This is a genomic window from Niallia endozanthoxylica, assembly GCF_008710145.1.
GTDB classification, from domain to species: domain Bacteria; phylum Bacillota; class Bacilli; order Bacillales; family Cytobacillaceae; genus Bacillus_BD; species Bacillus_BD endozanthoxylica.
Window position 1 is genome coordinate 106895 of the sequence record NZ_VYKL01000014.1, and the last position, 16415, is coordinate 123309.

A 16415-nucleotide genomic window follows, 5' to 3' on the forward strand; every position below is an offset into this window, starting at 1 on the left:
TTACATATATCATTTTAGAATGTAATCTTTTGAAAGAATGATATGGATTAATTCCGAAGAAAGAAGTTTTCACAAAGCTCAGCAAATTCGTTCTTTTTCTCAATTTGAGTCCAGTGTCCACATTTTGAAAAAATATGAAGCTCAGAATTTGGAAGTAGTTCTAAATATCTTAAACTTGTTTCTTTATAAGGAACGACAATATCTTCCCGCCCGTGAATCATTAAAACAGGTTGTTCTATTTTCTTAAGCTGCTCCTCAGGTAAGGCAAGTTGATTCAGTTTTTCTTGACGAGGTTCAGCAAACATTTTTGAGAAAGCTTCCTGTAAGCCTGGTTGAATGCTAGCTTCATATCGTAATTGAGCTAACTCATCTGTAGCAAAATCTTGGTTGTAAGCAAAAATTTCTAGTAATCTCTTCATATTTTCTACACTTGGTTCATAACCCCAAACTTTATCTAAACCATAAGTCACCATAAACGGCAGGCCTGCTGCCCCCATTAGAACCATTCTGTTCACTAAATCAGGTCTCTTATTCGCAATATGTAAGGCTAATGCTCCTCCAAGTGAATTTCCGATAATATGAACACGACTTTCTCCAATCGTTTCAATAAAACTAATTAAGTGATTGGTCCATGTTTCAACTCCATATTGGATATCCTCAGGTCTTTCTGTATAGCCAAAACCTACAATATCCGGTGCGTATACATGAAAATTCTCAGAAAGTCTCGGAATAACTAATCTCCAGTTCGCTTCAGCTGTAACCCCTGGACCTGATCCATGAATTAAAAGAATCGGTTCACCTTGCCCGCTTTCAAGATAGTGTGTTGAAATGCCATTAACCTCAATATTTTTTGATTGATACATCGTAATCCTCCTTATATTACTATTTTAATAATAGGTTTTGATCGTCAGCTATTTGATATTTCACATGCCAACAATTAAAATAGTGTATAATTATATCTTATAGATAGAATGATTTGAATTTTCCATCTGTTTGACTTATCTCAAGTATAGCTTCATTTTCTATTAAAATCTAACAGAAAAAACTTATTCGAAATGTGGTTTCCTCTAAGTTTTTCCTTTAGGTTGTTGTAAATCTATCATTTACTTTCACACTTTTGATTTTCAAAATAAGTATTCTATGATAAGGAGCAGCTCTTCATGGACACAGTACAATTAGATACATTTTTTTCGGTTATTGAACATAAAAGTTTTTCCAAAGCAGCAGAAGCATTAAACGTCTCACAACCTACTGCATCGGCCAGAATTAAAAATTTGGAATACGAACTAGGGTGTAAATTATTTGAAAAGGATGGGAAAAATCTGGCTCTTTCCAAGGAAGGAAAAGTATTTCTTGATTATGCTAAAACAATCATAGCTAATATGAAGCATTCCATTGAGGCTACTCGGCATGCTAAATTTCATCATGTAAAGGTTGGTTTTTCTCCTGGTTTTTCCTATTCATTTTTAACAGAGTTAATCACTTCTATCTTATCTATAAAGGATTTAGAGGTTTCTATCTTTGAGGGGATTGATTCTCTTCGGTTAAACGAGCAAATTACCTCCGGGGAACTAGATATTGTTTTTACAAGGAATGCCTATACACAACAACCTGATATCGTTTCGGAATTTTTATTTGAAGATCAGTTAATCCTTATTTGTGGGAAGGATCATCGATTGGCAAACAAAGAAGTCATTGTACCAGAGGATTTAGAAGGGGAAACGCTGATTTGTTATCAGCGTCACACGCCTATTTGGGCGGAAATTGAAAAACAACTTATCGGAGTCCCGCAAATAAAAAGAATTGAAGTTGGAAATAACGAAATGGTGAAATCAATTGTTGGAAGCGGTATTGGAGTGGGAATTACATCCTCACTTGGAGTAAATGAGTTTGACCAAATGAAAGTCGTGATGAAACGAATAAAGAAAGTTGAAAATGTACCAAATAATATCTATGTACAGTACAGAAAAAATTCCCGTATTGAACAACCTATTAAACAGATTATTTATTCCGTTATTAATCATGAAATACAGCAGTAACAGAGGGGTTCCCCCCCTCTTTCTATCTAAAACAATTAAAATAGTCCTTTATTATTAATAAGGCTCTGTTAAACATTAATGTTAGCGCTTCGAATTCCTCTGTGGCATGCGTTCAGTAAGTTATTCATGCTGAATAAAATAGCTGCCCATATGTCACAGAGGCTATTTTCAACATTTGTCGCTAACAGAGCCATTAATAAAGTTACGTCTGATAAATAATCTTTGACATCAATTATCACTCAGGAATTGTAAGTAAAAGAAGTTCCATATCCAAATGTTTTCTACAGAGTATGAAGTAAATCACAATCGGAAAATATTCAATCGTTTATAATATAAACATATTGAATAAGGGAGTTCATAAGATGAGTGAATCAAATTTATCTACATTATATGACCAAATCGGTGCGGAAAAGATAGAGGAATTAGTTCGTGCTTTTTATCCAAAGGTATACAGTAATCCAGAATTAAGTCCTTTGTTTGAAGGAAACATTAAAGAAATCATGCGAAAACAGCGAATGTTTTTGACCCAGTTCACTGGAGGACCTGCTCTCTACAGTCAAGAATTCGGACCGCCTGCCATGAGGCAGCGTCATCTTCCTTTTGAAATTACGCCATTAAGAGCCCAGTGCTGGCTTCGTTGTATGAAGGAGGCCTTTGAAGAAGTAGGCTTGGATCAACATCCTGCAGGCGAATTTTTTTACAGCCGGCTGCAGCAAGTGGCTGGAATCATGGTTAATTCAGCCTAATACACGGAGGACTGTCTCATAGACAAGTAACTTAATCCTTGTTGAGACAGCCCTCCATTGTTTTACCGTTTAACCCAATTAGTTAATTTTTATAAATTTCCACAGAAGATATCCAATCTAAAAAATGCCGATAGGGATAATATGTAGTTCCTTTCAACTCAACCTTTGGTGCATCAGGATATTTGCTTAACAGTTCGCTTACCTCCTCTTTACTTAAACCTAAATAAAGATGCAAATCCTTTTCTTTAATTAATGTAGGATATTGTGTTGGACTTCCTTTAGGGTTCTTAAAATTCTTTAATCCATCCCCAATGAAATAGCCTAAACCAATTAATCCAATTCCAATCCAGAAAAAACTTATATCCAATATAGTAATCCCCTTTTCAATCGATTTTTCTATTATACGATTAAATAAGATGAAAAGTTTCTATCATTCTATATTAATTGTTTCACGAGGCAATTAGAAACGCTGTTTATAGCAGTATGTTTTTTGAATATAAAAAAAGCCAAAAATATGCATAAAACGAATGAAAACTTCCATATTTTCGGCTTAGTTATCATTTGTGATATTAAAGAAAAGCACCCAATTATTGAATAAGAAGTAAAAGGGGTCGTAAAATACGGGTTTGTGAGGTATTTTTGCTCAAACTTTATTTCAAAGCTACCATTAATTAAAATGATTTAACTCAATCACTCGATGACAAAGTCGTTCAATTAGCTTAGCTTCATGACTGACAACGACTATGCCCATCTCTCTCTTTTTGGCTATACCCATGACAGCCTGCCAAATTTGTGCCTGTGTGATTGCATCAAGCATGGTTGTCATTTCATCGGCAATTAGAAACCGAGTATTGGGGCCAAGAGCTCGAGCAACACAAATCCTTTGTAACTCCCCTCCAGATAGTTCATTTGGCCATCTTGTTAACCATTCTTGCTCAATCCCTAATACTTCAAGTAATTCTTGACTTGGCTGCCATCCCTCGTTTAGAATTTTGCCCATTTTCCAACGAGGGTTAATCGCTTTTTCCGGGTGTTGAAACACTAGTTGGACTGGGTGATACCCTTTCTTTTGCACAGGGTATCCATCTAACGTTATCGTTCCTTCAAATGGTTCCTCATAGCCAGCTAATATCCGGCAAAGCGTTGTTTTCCCATATCCACTAGGTCCAACTAAACCAACAATTTCCCCTGAATTTAATGTGAAATTGACATGTTTAAATAGCCAAGGTTCTTTTCCATAACGAAAGGCAATATTTTGCGCTCTAAGTTGCATGATTACATCTCACCATTCCATTACGTAGATTTCTCATCACTGGTCGTACTTTTTCGCAATCAGGTGCAGCCATTTCACAACGAGGGGCAAATAAACATCCAGATGGCAATTGATTTGGGTGTGGTTGTGAACCGGCTATAGGGATGAAATCATTTTGCGGCAACGCACGCCATAACGCTTTGCTATAAGGGTGTCTTAACTGCTCACCCTTTCCACTAAAATGTTCAACGGGCGAAATTTCCACGGTTGTTCCTGCATAAAATACCGCAATTTTATCAGCAATTTTGAGCGCTGATTCAATGTCATGTGTTATAAGCATGACAGCACATCCATTGTCAGCAAATTCCTTTAAATGGTTAAGTGCTTCTGATATAACAGCAGAATCAAGGCCAGGTGTTGGTTCATCAGCGATGATTACCCGGGCTCCACTAACCATCGCAGTTGCTACAAGTGTTCTTCTAGCCATACCCCCTGATAATTGAAATGGATACATCTTCTCTACCTCAGTTTTTAAGTGATAACGATTAAAAACTTCTCTTTGTTTCGCTTGAGCATTCCCATTCTTAACGGATGTTCGAACCTGTGAGCCGACGCGCATAAGTGGATCAAGATAATTGACCGATTGAGGAATTAATGCGATTTCACTACCACGTAACACACGTTGACGAGCAGGCGTTAATTCCTCTCCTGCATATTTAATAACACCACTCGTTATAGCATTGCTAGGAAGAATCCCTAATATGGCATGGGCAAGTAAACTTTTCCCCGATCCACTTGCTCCCACTACCACAAGGATTTCCCCTTCTTCCATTGTTACATCTAAACTTGATATCACTGTACTTTTTTTATACTTTAGCCCCACTGTATACTGTTTGAATGAAACGGATAAATTTTCTACTTCAAGAATAGGCATACATTTCTCCTTTATAAAAATAATGTAGGTGCTTCCCTTACTTTATCTAATTCTTCTTTATTCATGAGCTCGATTTGGATCAATGAGAATACGTAATTTTTCACCTATTACGTCAAATGTACGCACAACGAGAAGTAAACAAAGTCCAGGGAAAAATGCGAGCCACCACATTCCAGAAGACAAATATTTCATCGATTCTGAAAGAATAATTCCAATAGCCGGCTTATGCGGGGATAGTCCAAGCCCTAAAAAAGTGACAGCTGCTTCATGTAGGATGGCATGGGGAAACAACAACATAAATCCAACGACAATTTGCGGAATAACATGTGGAAAAATATGTTTCGTTGCAATCCACACATTTGATTTTCCCATCTTTTTAGAAACTTGAACAAATTCGGCTGAACGTATTTGCATCACTTCAGCACGAATGATACGAGCAAGGCTAGGCCAATGCGTGAGTGCAATTCCCATTACGATTCCTTTAAATCCCCCGCCTAACGAAAAAGCGATAAGAATAAGAGTAACCAGGTGAGGCACACTTAAGAAAAGGTCAATCAACCACGAAACGATTCGGTCAGCCATTTTCCCCATCGTAGCAGCCATCATCCCCAGAATAATGGCGATGAATGTACTCCCAAAAGCACCCATTAAGCCCACTCCAACACTTAATGAAAGACCCATGAACGTACGTGAAAACATATCCCTGCCTAGCCAATCTGTACCAAAAGGATGTTCCAGAGATGGTGGATAATTTCGGTTTTCAAGATTTGTTGCAATTCTCCCCTCATCAAGGAAAATACCTATTGCTACAACACTCATTAAAAAGGCAAATGCTACTATCGTAAGAATCAACATCCTCTGCCTTTTATTTAGTAGTTTAAGAGGTGAAATCATTTCGATCTTCCCCCCCTCATTCTAGGATCTAACAGATGGTAAATCAGATCGGCTATTAAATTCCCTACAAAAACAAATAGGGCACTAAATAATACTAAACCGAGTAATAATGGAACATCTCCACGTAAACCAGCTTCTACTGTTGCTTGTCCAAGTCCGGGATAGGAAAACACTTGCTCAGCTAGAACGGCTCCACCAAACAGCTCACTAAATCCGGCAAATTGCAACGTGATGGCTGGTATTGCAATATTACGTAATCCATGTCGCCAAAATAAAATAATGCCTCGTTCGCCCCTTGCTCTTGCAAATAGCACATATTCACTAGCCAAAACATCTATTAATTTCTGACGTGTATGCAAGGCCACATTACCAACTCCAACAATACTAAGTGTCATTGCTGGAAGAATCAGATGCTTGATTTGGTCACCTATCGTAACATCTTCAGCAAGGACACCAGCAGGTACACCTAAACCGACTGGAAACCAGCCAAGCCAGACGGAAAAAATAATAAGAACTAAAAGACCCATCCAAAATGTGGGGGTAGAAGCAAGCAAATAACAATACCATTTAATCAAACGATCGATCCAAGTATCTTTTTTCATGGCCGCAACAACACCCATTATAAATCCAATCACTCCAGATAGAATCCAGGCTGTTAGCATAAGTACAATGGAATGAAAAAACCTTTCACTTATGACTTCAGAAACTGGCTGGCGATAGATCATAGAAGTCCCCATGTCCCCTGTCAGCAACGCAGAGCCCCAATTAAAAAACTGCACCAAAATGGGTTGATTTAATCCCCAATATTCAGCAATCTTCTCCCTTTGCTCTGGTCCGACTTTTAACATATCCGCGCCGATATAGGCTTGAATAGGATCAATGGGTGAGTTTTTTATTAATAGAAAGGAAATGAAACAAATAGCAACTAATAAAGTTGCCATTCTTATACATTTCAAAAAAACAAAGATTCCTAGTTTTTTGATCTCTACCTTCCCCACCTTACTCAGCCCATTTCCATTCTTCAATATTGTTTGTCACCGGCCAACCGTGTCCATGTGGCTGGATTCTTTGTTTTCCAATATCAAGACCGTCTTTGACCAAATACAAATGGTCGATGTTGACTAGCCATGCCCATGGTGCGTCCCCTTTTGCGCTCAAGCCGGTTGTTCCATCCCATTGTGCTTTCTTCCAATTCTCCATAGCTTCTTTTGAATCTGTAGCTGCTAGAGCTTTTTCAAAATATTCATCTACTTTTTTATTTTTATAAAAACCAGTGTTATAGTAATCTATACCCGCATATTTGCTGCTATATACGTTATACATTTCATGTGGGTCATGACTTCCCCATCCCATGAGTACAGCATGTGAATGCATCTTCTGTTCAATCGTATCCCAGCTTGCTCCCTCAACTTTTATGTTAATTCCAAGTGGCTTCACCATATCAGCAACAGCAATCGCAAGAGATTGGCGAATGGCATCGTCTGCTGGATAATATAAACTAAACTCAGCTTTCAAAGTGTCTTTTTCTAAAATACCGTCACCATCTGCATCCTTCCAACCAGCATCTTTTAATAGTGTTTTCGCACCTTCCATATCTCCATCTTCAAAAACAGTCTCTGGATTCCACCAAGGCAGACCATCTACAGAAGTAAAAGCTTTTGATCCGTATCCCTCTAATACTCCGTCAATGAGTGCTTGTCTATCAACGGCCATATTAATTGCATGACGTATGGCTGAATCTGCTGTCACATCGTTACCAATTGGTAAACCGTCTTCCGTCACATCTCCTGATTTCACATATGGAAACACAATCCCACGATTATCGACTGATTTTACTACTTCTAACCTCATGCTAGGCACTTGTTGCTTACTAAATGAAGCTGGAATCGCTGCGACATCCAATTTTCCTGCTTGAGCAGCAGCAAATGTAGCATCTTCATTTAAGAATAAAAAGGTGACTTTTTGAAAATAAGGCTGTTTACCATAATATTCAGGGTTAGCCTTGACAATAAGTTGCTGGCCCTTATCCCACTGAACAAGTTGATAAGGACCTGAGCCAATTGGATTTTCTGCATAATCCTTTCCATATGCATGTTTTGGAACAATTCCGGTTACAACTAGAGAGTTAATAAATGTTGATTGTGCTTCCTTTAACGTAAATGTTACTTTGAAGTCATCAACTGCTTCGACTTTCTCCAATACATTAAGATCGACTACTGAACCATTCTTTTGTGCTGTTTCGAACGTAAATTTTACATCATCAGCTGTTAAGACTTTTCCATCTGAAAACTTAACATCATCACGTAAAAGAACCGTCCAAATCTTACCGTCTTCACTCACTTCGTAACCTGTTGCAATATCATTGACAATATTGAGGTCATTATCTCTTTTTAATAATGTACTTTGGAATAATGGTGAGCCATAACGTCCCCAACCAGTTGTTGGATCAAACCCTGTATCAGGTTCTCCTTCAACAGATAGCATAAGCTCATCCCTGTTGTTTTCTTCCTTAGATTGATCCGATTTTTCTGGTGTACACCCTACTAATATAGTAGAAAGGGCAAAAATAACGAAAGCGATTAGTCCAATCCATTTCTTCATCATTTAACACTCCTTACTCGAGTTTTCATTCCTCTTAAAACTTACACACCTAAGGCTGCTGGAGGTTTTTATCATTTATTTAAAACCTTTCATATAGATTTGTACCTTTATGAAAGGATATTTTCACTGTATGGGGTACAAACAGGAAAAAACGTTATTCAACTATTAAATCTGATCTACAGGCGCTACGGTAAACTTTCCGTATGCCACTCCTTTTAAACTTGTCAACTTATTGCTGAGCTGCTGGATATCTTTTACTTTTCCTTTCACGACGATTATTTCAAGGCAACTCTCGTGATTTAAATGGAAATGTGTTGTTGCAATAATTAAATTGTGTACGCTATGCTGAATGTTTGTCATTTCCTCAAGCAGATTTCGTTGATGATGGTTATAGAATAATAGAATACTTCCTGCAACAATTTGTTCATCACCTTCCCATAATTGTTGAATAAGCGCATCACGGACAAGATCTCGAACGGCTTCAGAACGATTTTCATATCCTTTCTGTTTTACTAAAAGGTCAAACTTCTCAAGCAAATTCCCCTCCATTGAAACACCAAATCGTTTTAATGTTGAATCTTGCACACGGCAACATCCTTTCTTTTTTGTCTTAAATTTTCAATTAAGTAACACGAATTTTAAAATTTGTAGCACCTTTATACATGCTGAACGTTATATTTGCATGTTTAAACACTTCAATAACCTCTATTTTGATAAAAAACATAGAATCAAATCCTTAAGTACGGTTTGTTCCAAATATTAACACTAATACTATAATCATAGATATTTTAAATCAAGTTTTTTTTCAACAGTCTTTTTGAGTTTAAGTAAGTTCTTGCCTGTCAAAACTGCTAACAAGGAAAAAGAAGGAGAACTCAGAATACTAGAAACAATTATCGCTTTACTTTCCTCTTCAATATTCGATAAAATTTGTGTATAATATACGGTAATTGTATATATTAAATGTTTTCTAGGGTTCCGCAATCATTGTATTGGACTGGTCCGAGAGAAAACTCACGCTTAGACGTGCCACGGAAGGATAAAAGCCTGGGAGATACTGTTCATCAGATCTCTCAGGCTTTTTTGTTTCGATAATCGATTGGAGGTGCTATAGAATGAATCAAAACTGGATAAAAGTATTTGTTGCAGCCTTTTTGGAAGTTTTTTGGGTAATTGGATTAGCTCACGCCTATGACTTTTGGACTTGGACTGGTACCATCATTGCTCTCATTATCAGTAATTATTTAATGATTACAGCCGCACAAGTGCTCCCCGCTGGGACCGTCTATGCCATTTTTGTCGGATTAGGTACAGCAGGTACGGTCATTTCGGAGATTCTATTCTTTGGAGAACCGTTCAAATGGGCAAAAATCCTTTTAATCGGATTACTATTGATGGGTGTGATGGGTTTGAAATTAGTTACAGATAACAAGAGTGAGGAAGGAGCTGAATCCTAATGGCTTGGTTTTCTTTAATTTTAGCCGGCTTATTCGAGGCATTTGGTGTCGCCATGATTAATCAATTGTCGGTAAAACGCAATGGGCAAACAATTGTATTATTAATTTTGGGATTTGGTTTAAGTCTTCTATTATTAAGTTATTCCATGAATGTTATTCCTATGGGGACAGCGTATGCGATTTGGACAGGAATTGGTGTCGTTGGCGGTACCTTTGTTGGAATGATCTTTTATGGTGAATCCAAAGACTGGAAGAGACTCGTTTTTATTGCCATGGTTTTATCTGCTGCCATTGGACTAAAACTAGTTTCATAAGAGTAAGGAAAATAAGTTAATATGGCTAATAAAATAGACTATGTTAACGAATCATGTTGATCAGTCAGATTTTTGACTCATCCGTAAAAAATAAAAAACCAGCAGTAGAATACGAATTTCCACTGCTGATTTTTAACTTTACTTCACATCTGCTAAAGAAGAACGAAAATGCTTTTCAAGCTGGCGGCAGATTTCCTCATTGCTTGCTTCAACCACTTCTAGATATTGTGGCTTTTCAAACAACGCCTTAATTTCTTCCGGATAGGTTTGTTCAATCTCACAACGTTCAATCGATTCATTGAATTTTGCTGGATGGGCAGTAGAAAGAGTTACACAAGTTTCCCCTTGCTCATTGCATGCTTCATATGCAGCAACACCACATGAAGTATGTGGATCTAATAGATAGTTTGTTTCCCCATGATACTTACTAATCGTGTTCAAGCACTCTTCGCCCTGTACCCCATAAGCCGCAAAATCTGCTTGTACTTGACGCAGTTGCTCTTCGTTGACTGTTATCTTTCCTTCAGCTTTAAACTGATCCATAAAGACTGTAGTTGCATTAGAACTTTCACCTAATAGATAGTATAAATAACGCTCAAAGTTGCTTGCTACCTGAATATCCATTGAAGGACTATAGGTGCTGTGGAACTCACCTGGTTGGTAAACTCCTTCTTTAATGAAGCGCTCTAGAATATTATTTTCATTTGTAGCAACAATTAGCTTTCCAACAGGCAGACCCATTCTCTTCGCTAAATAGCCAGCAAAAATGTCTCCGAAGTTTCCTGTCGGTACACTAAAGTTAAGGCTCTGAATGTCTTTTTCTTTTGCTACTTGGAAATAAGCATAGAAATAATAGACTGTTTGCGCTAATATGCGGGCAAAGTTAATGGAATTTATGGCACGAAGATGATATTTTTCTTTGAAATCTAAATCAGCAAAGATTTCCTTGATAATTCGCTGACCGTCATCAAACGTTCCTTCAATTGCCAAATTTAACACACTTTCATCATCAACGGTCGTCATTTGCAGCTCTTGCACCTTACTTACCTTTCCATGAGGATGCAGTATACAAATGCGGATGCCTTCTTTACCCCTTACACCTTCAATGGCAGATGCTCCTGTATCACCAGAAGTTGCACCAAGAATATTGATAGTTACTCCCGTCTTCTTTGCAATATAAGAATATAGATTCCCTAAAAATTGCAGCGCCACATCTTTAAAGGCAAAGGTCGGGCCGTGGAACAATTCCAGTACATACATGTCATCCTTCAGCTTTACAACCGGAGTGACCTCGGATGAACGGAAAGTACCATAGCTTTTGTTAATTAATTCCTTTAGTTCGTTTTCAGGAATTTCGCCAGCAACATAATATGAAATAATTTCAAATGCTAATTCTTGATAGCTTAGCTTGGACAATTCCTGCAGTTTCTCTTCAGACAGCTGCGGAATTTTTTCCGGAACTAACAATCCTCCGTCCGTAGCCAGCCCCATTAAAACAGTATCAATAAAACCAATTTTGCTTACATTCCCACGTGTACTAATGTATTTCATAATGTCCTCCAAAGTTATAAAAGATATATTCTTATCGTTACCTAAAATCGGTTTAGAGTCAATAAGAATTATACTGAAATACCTGAATTTTTTAATATACTCTAAGATTAACACTAACTAGCTTATTTATTATGTAAATATAACAGAAATCAATCCACTCTTACAAAAATTTAAGGTAGGTTTATGATTAATTATTCATAATAGGACTAAATAAATAATACGCAATTAATACATATTGCAATTTAAAAGGAGAATATAAGTGAAAATGACCATTCAACGGATATTATTATCAGTTTTCCTTTGATTATTTCTCTACTTTTAGGGATGATTGATGTGCTCTAAAATGCAGTTAAAATACAGTTTTAAAATGTCCTATTACAGGATGATGTTGATTTCTAGCATAAAAAATAGGCCATCTCTTGATGGCCCCATCCTTTCACTAGGTAATCGTTTTTTACCTTTCTAATAGCAGGTAAATGATTGAATTTGTCGTAAGCTGATTCCGAAATAAACCCATCTATTTCCAGTCCAACGGTACCCCGAGACAGAGGTTCTACCAACAAATGTTGGATAATACCAAAATTGTTCAAAACCTCTCAGCCATATATATGTGTGTCTGAATAAACATCCTCTAATACCACCTGGGTCAACTGCATAAGCTTCTACCTGTTGTTGAGGTACAAAAGATGGCGGTGGTGAAGTTGGCGGCCCAGCAGTTGAACCTTGACCAGGAGGTTGAAAACCACCAAATTGTCTTTCATCAGGGATTGCATAGTAATAATTCTCTAGGAATGGTGTTGGAAATAAATAAGTTTGTTGACCATACGGATTGATATAATATGGCTGTATTTCACCAGGATACATAGAATTCACTCCTTACTTTTTACACTCACATCATCCTATTCTTTAATCAATTGCCTATCATCTTGTACCGACAAAATGTGTATATACCTATATCACAGTTATTTATTAGTTTAACAACTATTCACATTTTTTCATTATTTTAATCGTATGTGTATCACTATACTGAAGAATTTCTTAATAATTATAGGCAACAACACAGTCTTGTAGGTATTGACCTACATATCCTACACAAAGAAATTACGTTATGTTTTGGAGGGGGTTAATTGTACAGTCATTTTCAAAAACATAGGTATGGAAACTATACTGATTCTAGAAACATAACGTTCCTGGACATGAAGCAAGGTGATGTTACTGGTGACGGTATAATGGATAAAGTCTATTTAGTTGGAAGGAAACACGATGAAACAAATATCTTCGCAGATCATATTACCCTAATTATTCAAGATGGAGCCTCTAACCAAATATCAACCATTCATCTTCAAAATAATACAGGATATAATGCTAAGCTCTTCCTTGGCGATTTTTCTAAAGATAACATATTTGATATTTTGGTGAGCATTGATTCAGGAGGAAGTGGAGGCTACGGTATTTTTTATATTTATTCCTTCAGACATAATATTCCGCGCAAATTGTTTGATTTTGAGAAATATAATGCTGACTATATCTTCAAAGTCAATTATGAAGATTATTATACTGTAAGTGTAGGAAGCCTATCACTAGACCTGCTTTTTACCCTTGACATTAGCTACAAAGGCGATGATTACCTATCACAGCTTTACAATGAAAATGGCAAATTAAAACAACCCGTTCAAGGCCAGGTTCTTTCTGCTAGTGCTTTATATCCAATTGTTGCAAATCAAAAAAGCACTGGATATGATTTACTTGTTTTTCAACGGATTATTGGTATTTCTAATTCGGATACATTAGGATACGTCGAAAACCTTTTAACATGGAATGGCACACAATTTATATCCACAAGATTGACAACAGCGATACAGGGAACAAAGTTGATTAGCCTCTACTAATAACAATGTCCCCTTGCCCACTGTATCAGGCTCGCTCTATCATTATTAAGCAATGGAGGAATTATATGACCAATTTTTATTCTTTTCACGGGACCGTCACGATGATTAGTGATTTTTTTACAGGTCAAAATGGTGAAGGAGAAGGCTGTTATAAATTAATTACTGCAGAAAACGGATTGGGAGGCATAGTAAATTTCGTGGTGTCACCCTCCACTTACTTTGTAGACTATGTCATGGTGAGCGTAGGAGATCTTGTTACTGGATATTATGATGGTGATGCACCTGCTATTCTTATATACCCTCCCCAATACCCGGCACTTGTTATGGTAAAAGATAACCCAAATCAGAATGTAAAAGTAGATTATTTTAATAGTCAGTTGGTAAGCAGTGATGGACGATTACAATTAACTATATCTCCATTTACAAAGCTTTTATTAACAAACGGGCAATCCTTTTCAAGAAACCCAGCAAACAGAAATCTTGTTGTTATTTATGGACCTTCCACAAAAAGTATCCCCGCCCAAACTACACCCTATAGAATAATCGTTTTGTGCTAGGGTTTATGATCATCTGATTGTTGATTCTTTTTCCATAAACAAAAGGGCCTCAGTTTAATTCCGAGGCCCTTTACCTACACATAATAATTTTTAAATTACTGCCTTTTCAAGAATCTCAACAACGTCCAACGTTTGGACTTTGTCTTCTGCTTCTTTTGCTTTTGTTCCATCACTTATCATGGTTAAACAGTATGGACACCCTGTACTAATAACCGTTGGATTTGTTTCAAGAAGCTGCTCTGTTCTCGAGATGTTGATACGTGTCCCCTGATTTTCTTCCATCCACATTAATCCTCCACCAGCACCGCAGCACATCGCCGTCTCACGCTTCCGCTCAGGCTCGGACAACTTCACACCAGGAATTGATTTTAATATTTCTCTTGGTGCATCATACGTATTATTGTAACGTCCTAAATAACAAGAATCATGGTACGTAATCACTTCGTCTACCGGATTCTTTGGCTGCAGCTTTCCTTCTTTGATCAATTGTTCCAACAACTGCGTATGATGATAAACTTCCGCTTCTAAACCAAACTCCGGATATTCATTTTTAAATGTGTTAAATGCATGAGGGTCCATTGTAACAATTTTCTTCACATTGTACTTTTTAAATGATTCAATATTAGCATTTGCCAGCTCTTGGAATAAAAACTCATTCCCCAGACGGCGCGGCGTATCGCCAGAGTTTTTTTCTTCATTCCCGAGGATGGCTACCTTCACTCCGGCCTTATGTAAAAGACGGGCAAAGGACATGGTAAGCTTTTGACTGCGGTTATCGTATGATCCCATCGACCCAACATAGAACAGATAATCAAATTCTTCCCCTGCTTTTTTCAACTCTTTTGCTGTTGGAATCACCACTTCTTCTAAAGAATCTCGCCAATTAATACGTTCCTTACGGTTGAGACCCCATGGATTTCCTTGGCGTTCAATGTTCGTCATTGCACGCTGGGCATCAGAATTCAGTTTCCCTTCTGTTAGGACAAGGTAACGGCGCAAATCGATAATTTTATCTACATGTTCATTGGCTACGGGACATTGGTCTTCACAGTTACGACACGTTGTACATGCCCAAATCTCTTCTTCTGTAATTACGTCCCCTATTAAACGAACACTTTCTATTGTTGCCGCAACTTCCTGTGCACCACCGCCCGCTAAAGCAAGTTGGTTTGCTCTTGTGTTTTTAAAAGCAAAGGCAGGCGCCCAAGGCTGTCTAGAAGTTACCGCTGCTCCTTTTTCTGTCAAATGTTCCCTCATCTTAACAATCAAGTCCATTGGAGACAATGTTTTGCCCGTTCCTGAAGCCGGGCACATATTAGTACATCGGCCGCATTCTGCACATGCGTATAAATCTATTAGTTGCGCTTGAGTAAAATCTTCAATTTTACCGACACCGAATTCTTCCGCTGTCTCATCCTCAAAATCAATCTTCCTCAATTTCCCTGCAGGACCCTGTTTTTTAAAGAAAATATTGACCATAGCAAATAATTCATGGAACTGCTTTGACTGTGGAACAAACACCAGGAATGTGAAGACGGTCAGCATATGAATCCACCAAAATACGTAGAATAAAATCGTTCCTGCCGTTGTTCCAATGCCAGAGAAGAGTAGTGCAACCGCACCAGAGAATGGAGCATAGACAGGATTTGGTTCATGATTCAACATAACCGCTTCAAACCCTAAAGTAATCAAGATGGATAAAGTTAGAGTGGATAAAGCGATATAAACAAAAGCAGCTTTTCCATCGCGCTTCCATTGTAACCGCTTTAACTTTTCACCATAACGGCGGTAAAAACCATATAAGACTGCCAGCAACATTAAGAACGTAGCCCACTCCTGCAGCAGACTGAAATATTTATGACCATCTCCAAAAGGAAATTCATACCCTTTAATAAAACCTTTAATAATAAGTTCGATGAGACCTACTTGAATGATAAAAAAAGTATAAAATAAAATGAGATGCATTAAACCGCTTTTCTTGTCTTTAAATAATTTCGATTGACCGAAACCATTGATTAAAATGAGATTGAATCGTTCTTTAAGATTGGGTTCAAACTCAGCTTCCTTTCCAAGCTTTATAAAAAGATACCGGGTATATACTAGATTGACAAATAAATAGAAAGCATATCCAGCCACTGCTAGGAAAGCTAGTACATTTAGTAATGACAACATGGTTATTCA

Annotated in this window: 17 protein-coding genes and 1 riboswitch; of the genes, 6 read left to right on the plus strand and 11 right to left on the minus strand. The window is 37.4% G+C overall.

Annotated elements, in window-relative coordinates; genetic code table 11:
* Nucleotides 1-47: 47 nt before the first annotated feature.
* On the minus strand, nt 48-863 hold the full coding sequence (locus tag F4V44_RS06890) for an alpha/beta fold hydrolase (RefSeq protein WP_150439262.1): 816 nt from the start codon (nt 861-863) through the stop codon (nt 48-50).
* Between the two features lie 297 nt (nt 864-1160).
* Here F4V44_RS06890 and F4V44_RS06895 point away from each other — a divergent pair, with 297 nt between their 5' ends.
* Both F4V44_RS06895 and F4V44_RS06900 read left to right on the plus strand, forming a co-directional pair.
* Nucleotides 1161-2039 carry a LysR family transcriptional regulator gene (locus F4V44_RS06895; protein ID WP_150439263.1) on the plus strand — a complete coding sequence of 293 codons (879 nt, stop codon included), beginning with the start codon at nt 1161-1163 and terminating at the stop codon, nt 2037-2039.
* A 362-nt stretch (nt 2040-2401) separates the two neighbouring features.
* Entirely contained in the window at nt 2402-2785 is a 384-nt protein-coding gene (locus F4V44_RS06900; RefSeq protein ID WP_150439264.1) for a globin domain-containing protein, read from the plus strand.
* Nucleotides 2786-2867: 82 nt separating this feature from the next.
* On the opposite strand, the gene F4V44_RS06905 is transcribed toward F4V44_RS06900, so the two are convergent.
* From F4V44_RS06905 to nikR, 7 genes are all read right to left on the minus strand, one after another.
* Nucleotides 2868-3152 (minus strand): DNA-binding protein, encoded by a 285-nt coding sequence (locus tag F4V44_RS06905; protein ID WP_150439265.1) that lies wholly within the window; start codon nt 3150-3152, stop codon nt 2868-2870.
* A gap of 300 nt (nt 3153-3452) precedes the next feature.
* On the minus strand, nt 3453-4058 hold the full coding sequence (locus F4V44_RS06910) for an ABC transporter ATP-binding protein (protein ID WP_150439266.1): 606 nt from the start codon (nt 4056-4058) through the stop codon (nt 3453-3455).
* Nucleotides 4048-4971 carry an ABC transporter ATP-binding protein gene (locus tag F4V44_RS06915; RefSeq protein ID WP_150439267.1) on the minus strand — a complete coding sequence of 308 codons (924 nt, stop codon included), beginning with the start codon at nt 4969-4971 and terminating at the stop codon, nt 4048-4050. Before F4V44_RS06915 ends, F4V44_RS06910 begins: the two co-directional genes overlap by 11 nt.
* A gap of 57 nt (nt 4972-5028) precedes the next feature.
* Nucleotides 5029-5865: an ABC transporter permease gene (locus F4V44_RS06920; RefSeq protein ID WP_150439268.1), complete on the minus strand. Its 837-nt coding sequence runs from the start codon at nt 5863-5865 to the stop codon at nt 5029-5031.
* Entirely contained in the window at nt 5862-6848 is a 987-nt protein-coding gene (locus F4V44_RS06925; protein ID WP_396897486.1) for an ABC transporter permease, read from the minus strand. The genes F4V44_RS06920 and F4V44_RS06925 overlap by 4 nt, the downstream gene beginning before the upstream one ends.
* 16 nt (nt 6849-6864) lie before the next feature.
* Nucleotides 6865-8469: an ABC transporter substrate-binding protein gene (locus tag F4V44_RS06930; RefSeq protein WP_150439270.1), complete on the minus strand. Its 1605-nt coding sequence runs from the start codon at nt 8467-8469 to the stop codon at nt 6865-6867.
* Between the two features lie 162 nt (nt 8470-8631).
* A complete protein-coding gene (gene nikR / locus F4V44_RS06935) occupies nt 8632-9051 on the minus strand; it encodes a nickel-responsive transcriptional regulator NikR (RefSeq protein ID WP_150439271.1) in 420 nt (139 codons plus the stop codon).
* Between the two features lie 374 nt (nt 9052-9425).
* A riboswitch (guanidine-I (ykkC/yxkD leader) is annotated at nt 9426-9522 on the plus strand.
* A 59-nt stretch (nt 9523-9581) separates the two neighbouring features.
* On the opposite strand from nikR, the gene F4V44_RS06940 reads away from it, so the two are divergent.
* Both F4V44_RS06940 and F4V44_RS06945 read left to right on the plus strand, forming a co-directional pair.
* On the plus strand, nt 9582-9923 hold the full coding sequence (locus tag F4V44_RS06940; RefSeq protein WP_150439272.1) for a DMT family transporter: 342 nt from the start codon (nt 9582-9584) through the stop codon (nt 9921-9923).
* Entirely contained in the window at nt 9923-10237 is a 315-nt protein-coding gene (locus tag F4V44_RS06945) for a DMT family transporter (protein WP_150439273.1), read from the plus strand. The genes F4V44_RS06940 and F4V44_RS06945 overlap by 1 nt, the downstream gene beginning before the upstream one ends.
* A gap of 138 nt (nt 10238-10375) precedes the next feature.
* On the opposite strand, the gene thrC is transcribed toward F4V44_RS06945, so the two are convergent.
* Nucleotides 10376-11788: a threonine synthase gene (thrC, locus tag F4V44_RS06950; protein ID WP_150439274.1), complete on the minus strand. Its 1413-nt coding sequence runs from the start codon at nt 11786-11788 to the stop codon at nt 10376-10378.
* Between the two features lie 462 nt (nt 11789-12250).
* Nucleotides 12251-12652, minus strand: a complete 402-nt coding sequence (locus F4V44_RS06955) for a hypothetical protein (RefSeq protein ID WP_223881826.1) — start codon at nt 12650-12652, stop codon at nt 12251-12253.
* Nucleotides 12653-12915: 263 nt separating this feature from the next.
* On the opposite strand from F4V44_RS06955, the gene F4V44_RS06960 reads away from it, so the two are divergent.
* Entirely contained in the window at nt 12916-13677 is a 762-nt protein-coding gene (locus F4V44_RS06960; protein ID WP_191090601.1) for a VCBS repeat-containing protein, read from the plus strand.
* A 65-nt stretch (nt 13678-13742) separates the two neighbouring features.
* On the plus strand, nt 13743-14234 hold the full coding sequence (locus F4V44_RS06965) for a hypothetical protein (protein WP_150439275.1): 492 nt from the start codon (nt 13743-13745) through the stop codon (nt 14232-14234).
* Between the two features lie 90 nt (nt 14235-14324).
* On the opposite strand, the gene F4V44_RS06970 is transcribed toward F4V44_RS06965, so the two are convergent.
* Nucleotides 14325-16406: a (Fe-S)-binding protein gene (locus tag F4V44_RS06970; protein WP_191090602.1), complete on the minus strand. Its 2082-nt coding sequence runs from the start codon at nt 16404-16406 to the stop codon at nt 14325-14327.
* Between the last annotated feature and the right edge of the window lie 9 nt (nt 16407-16415).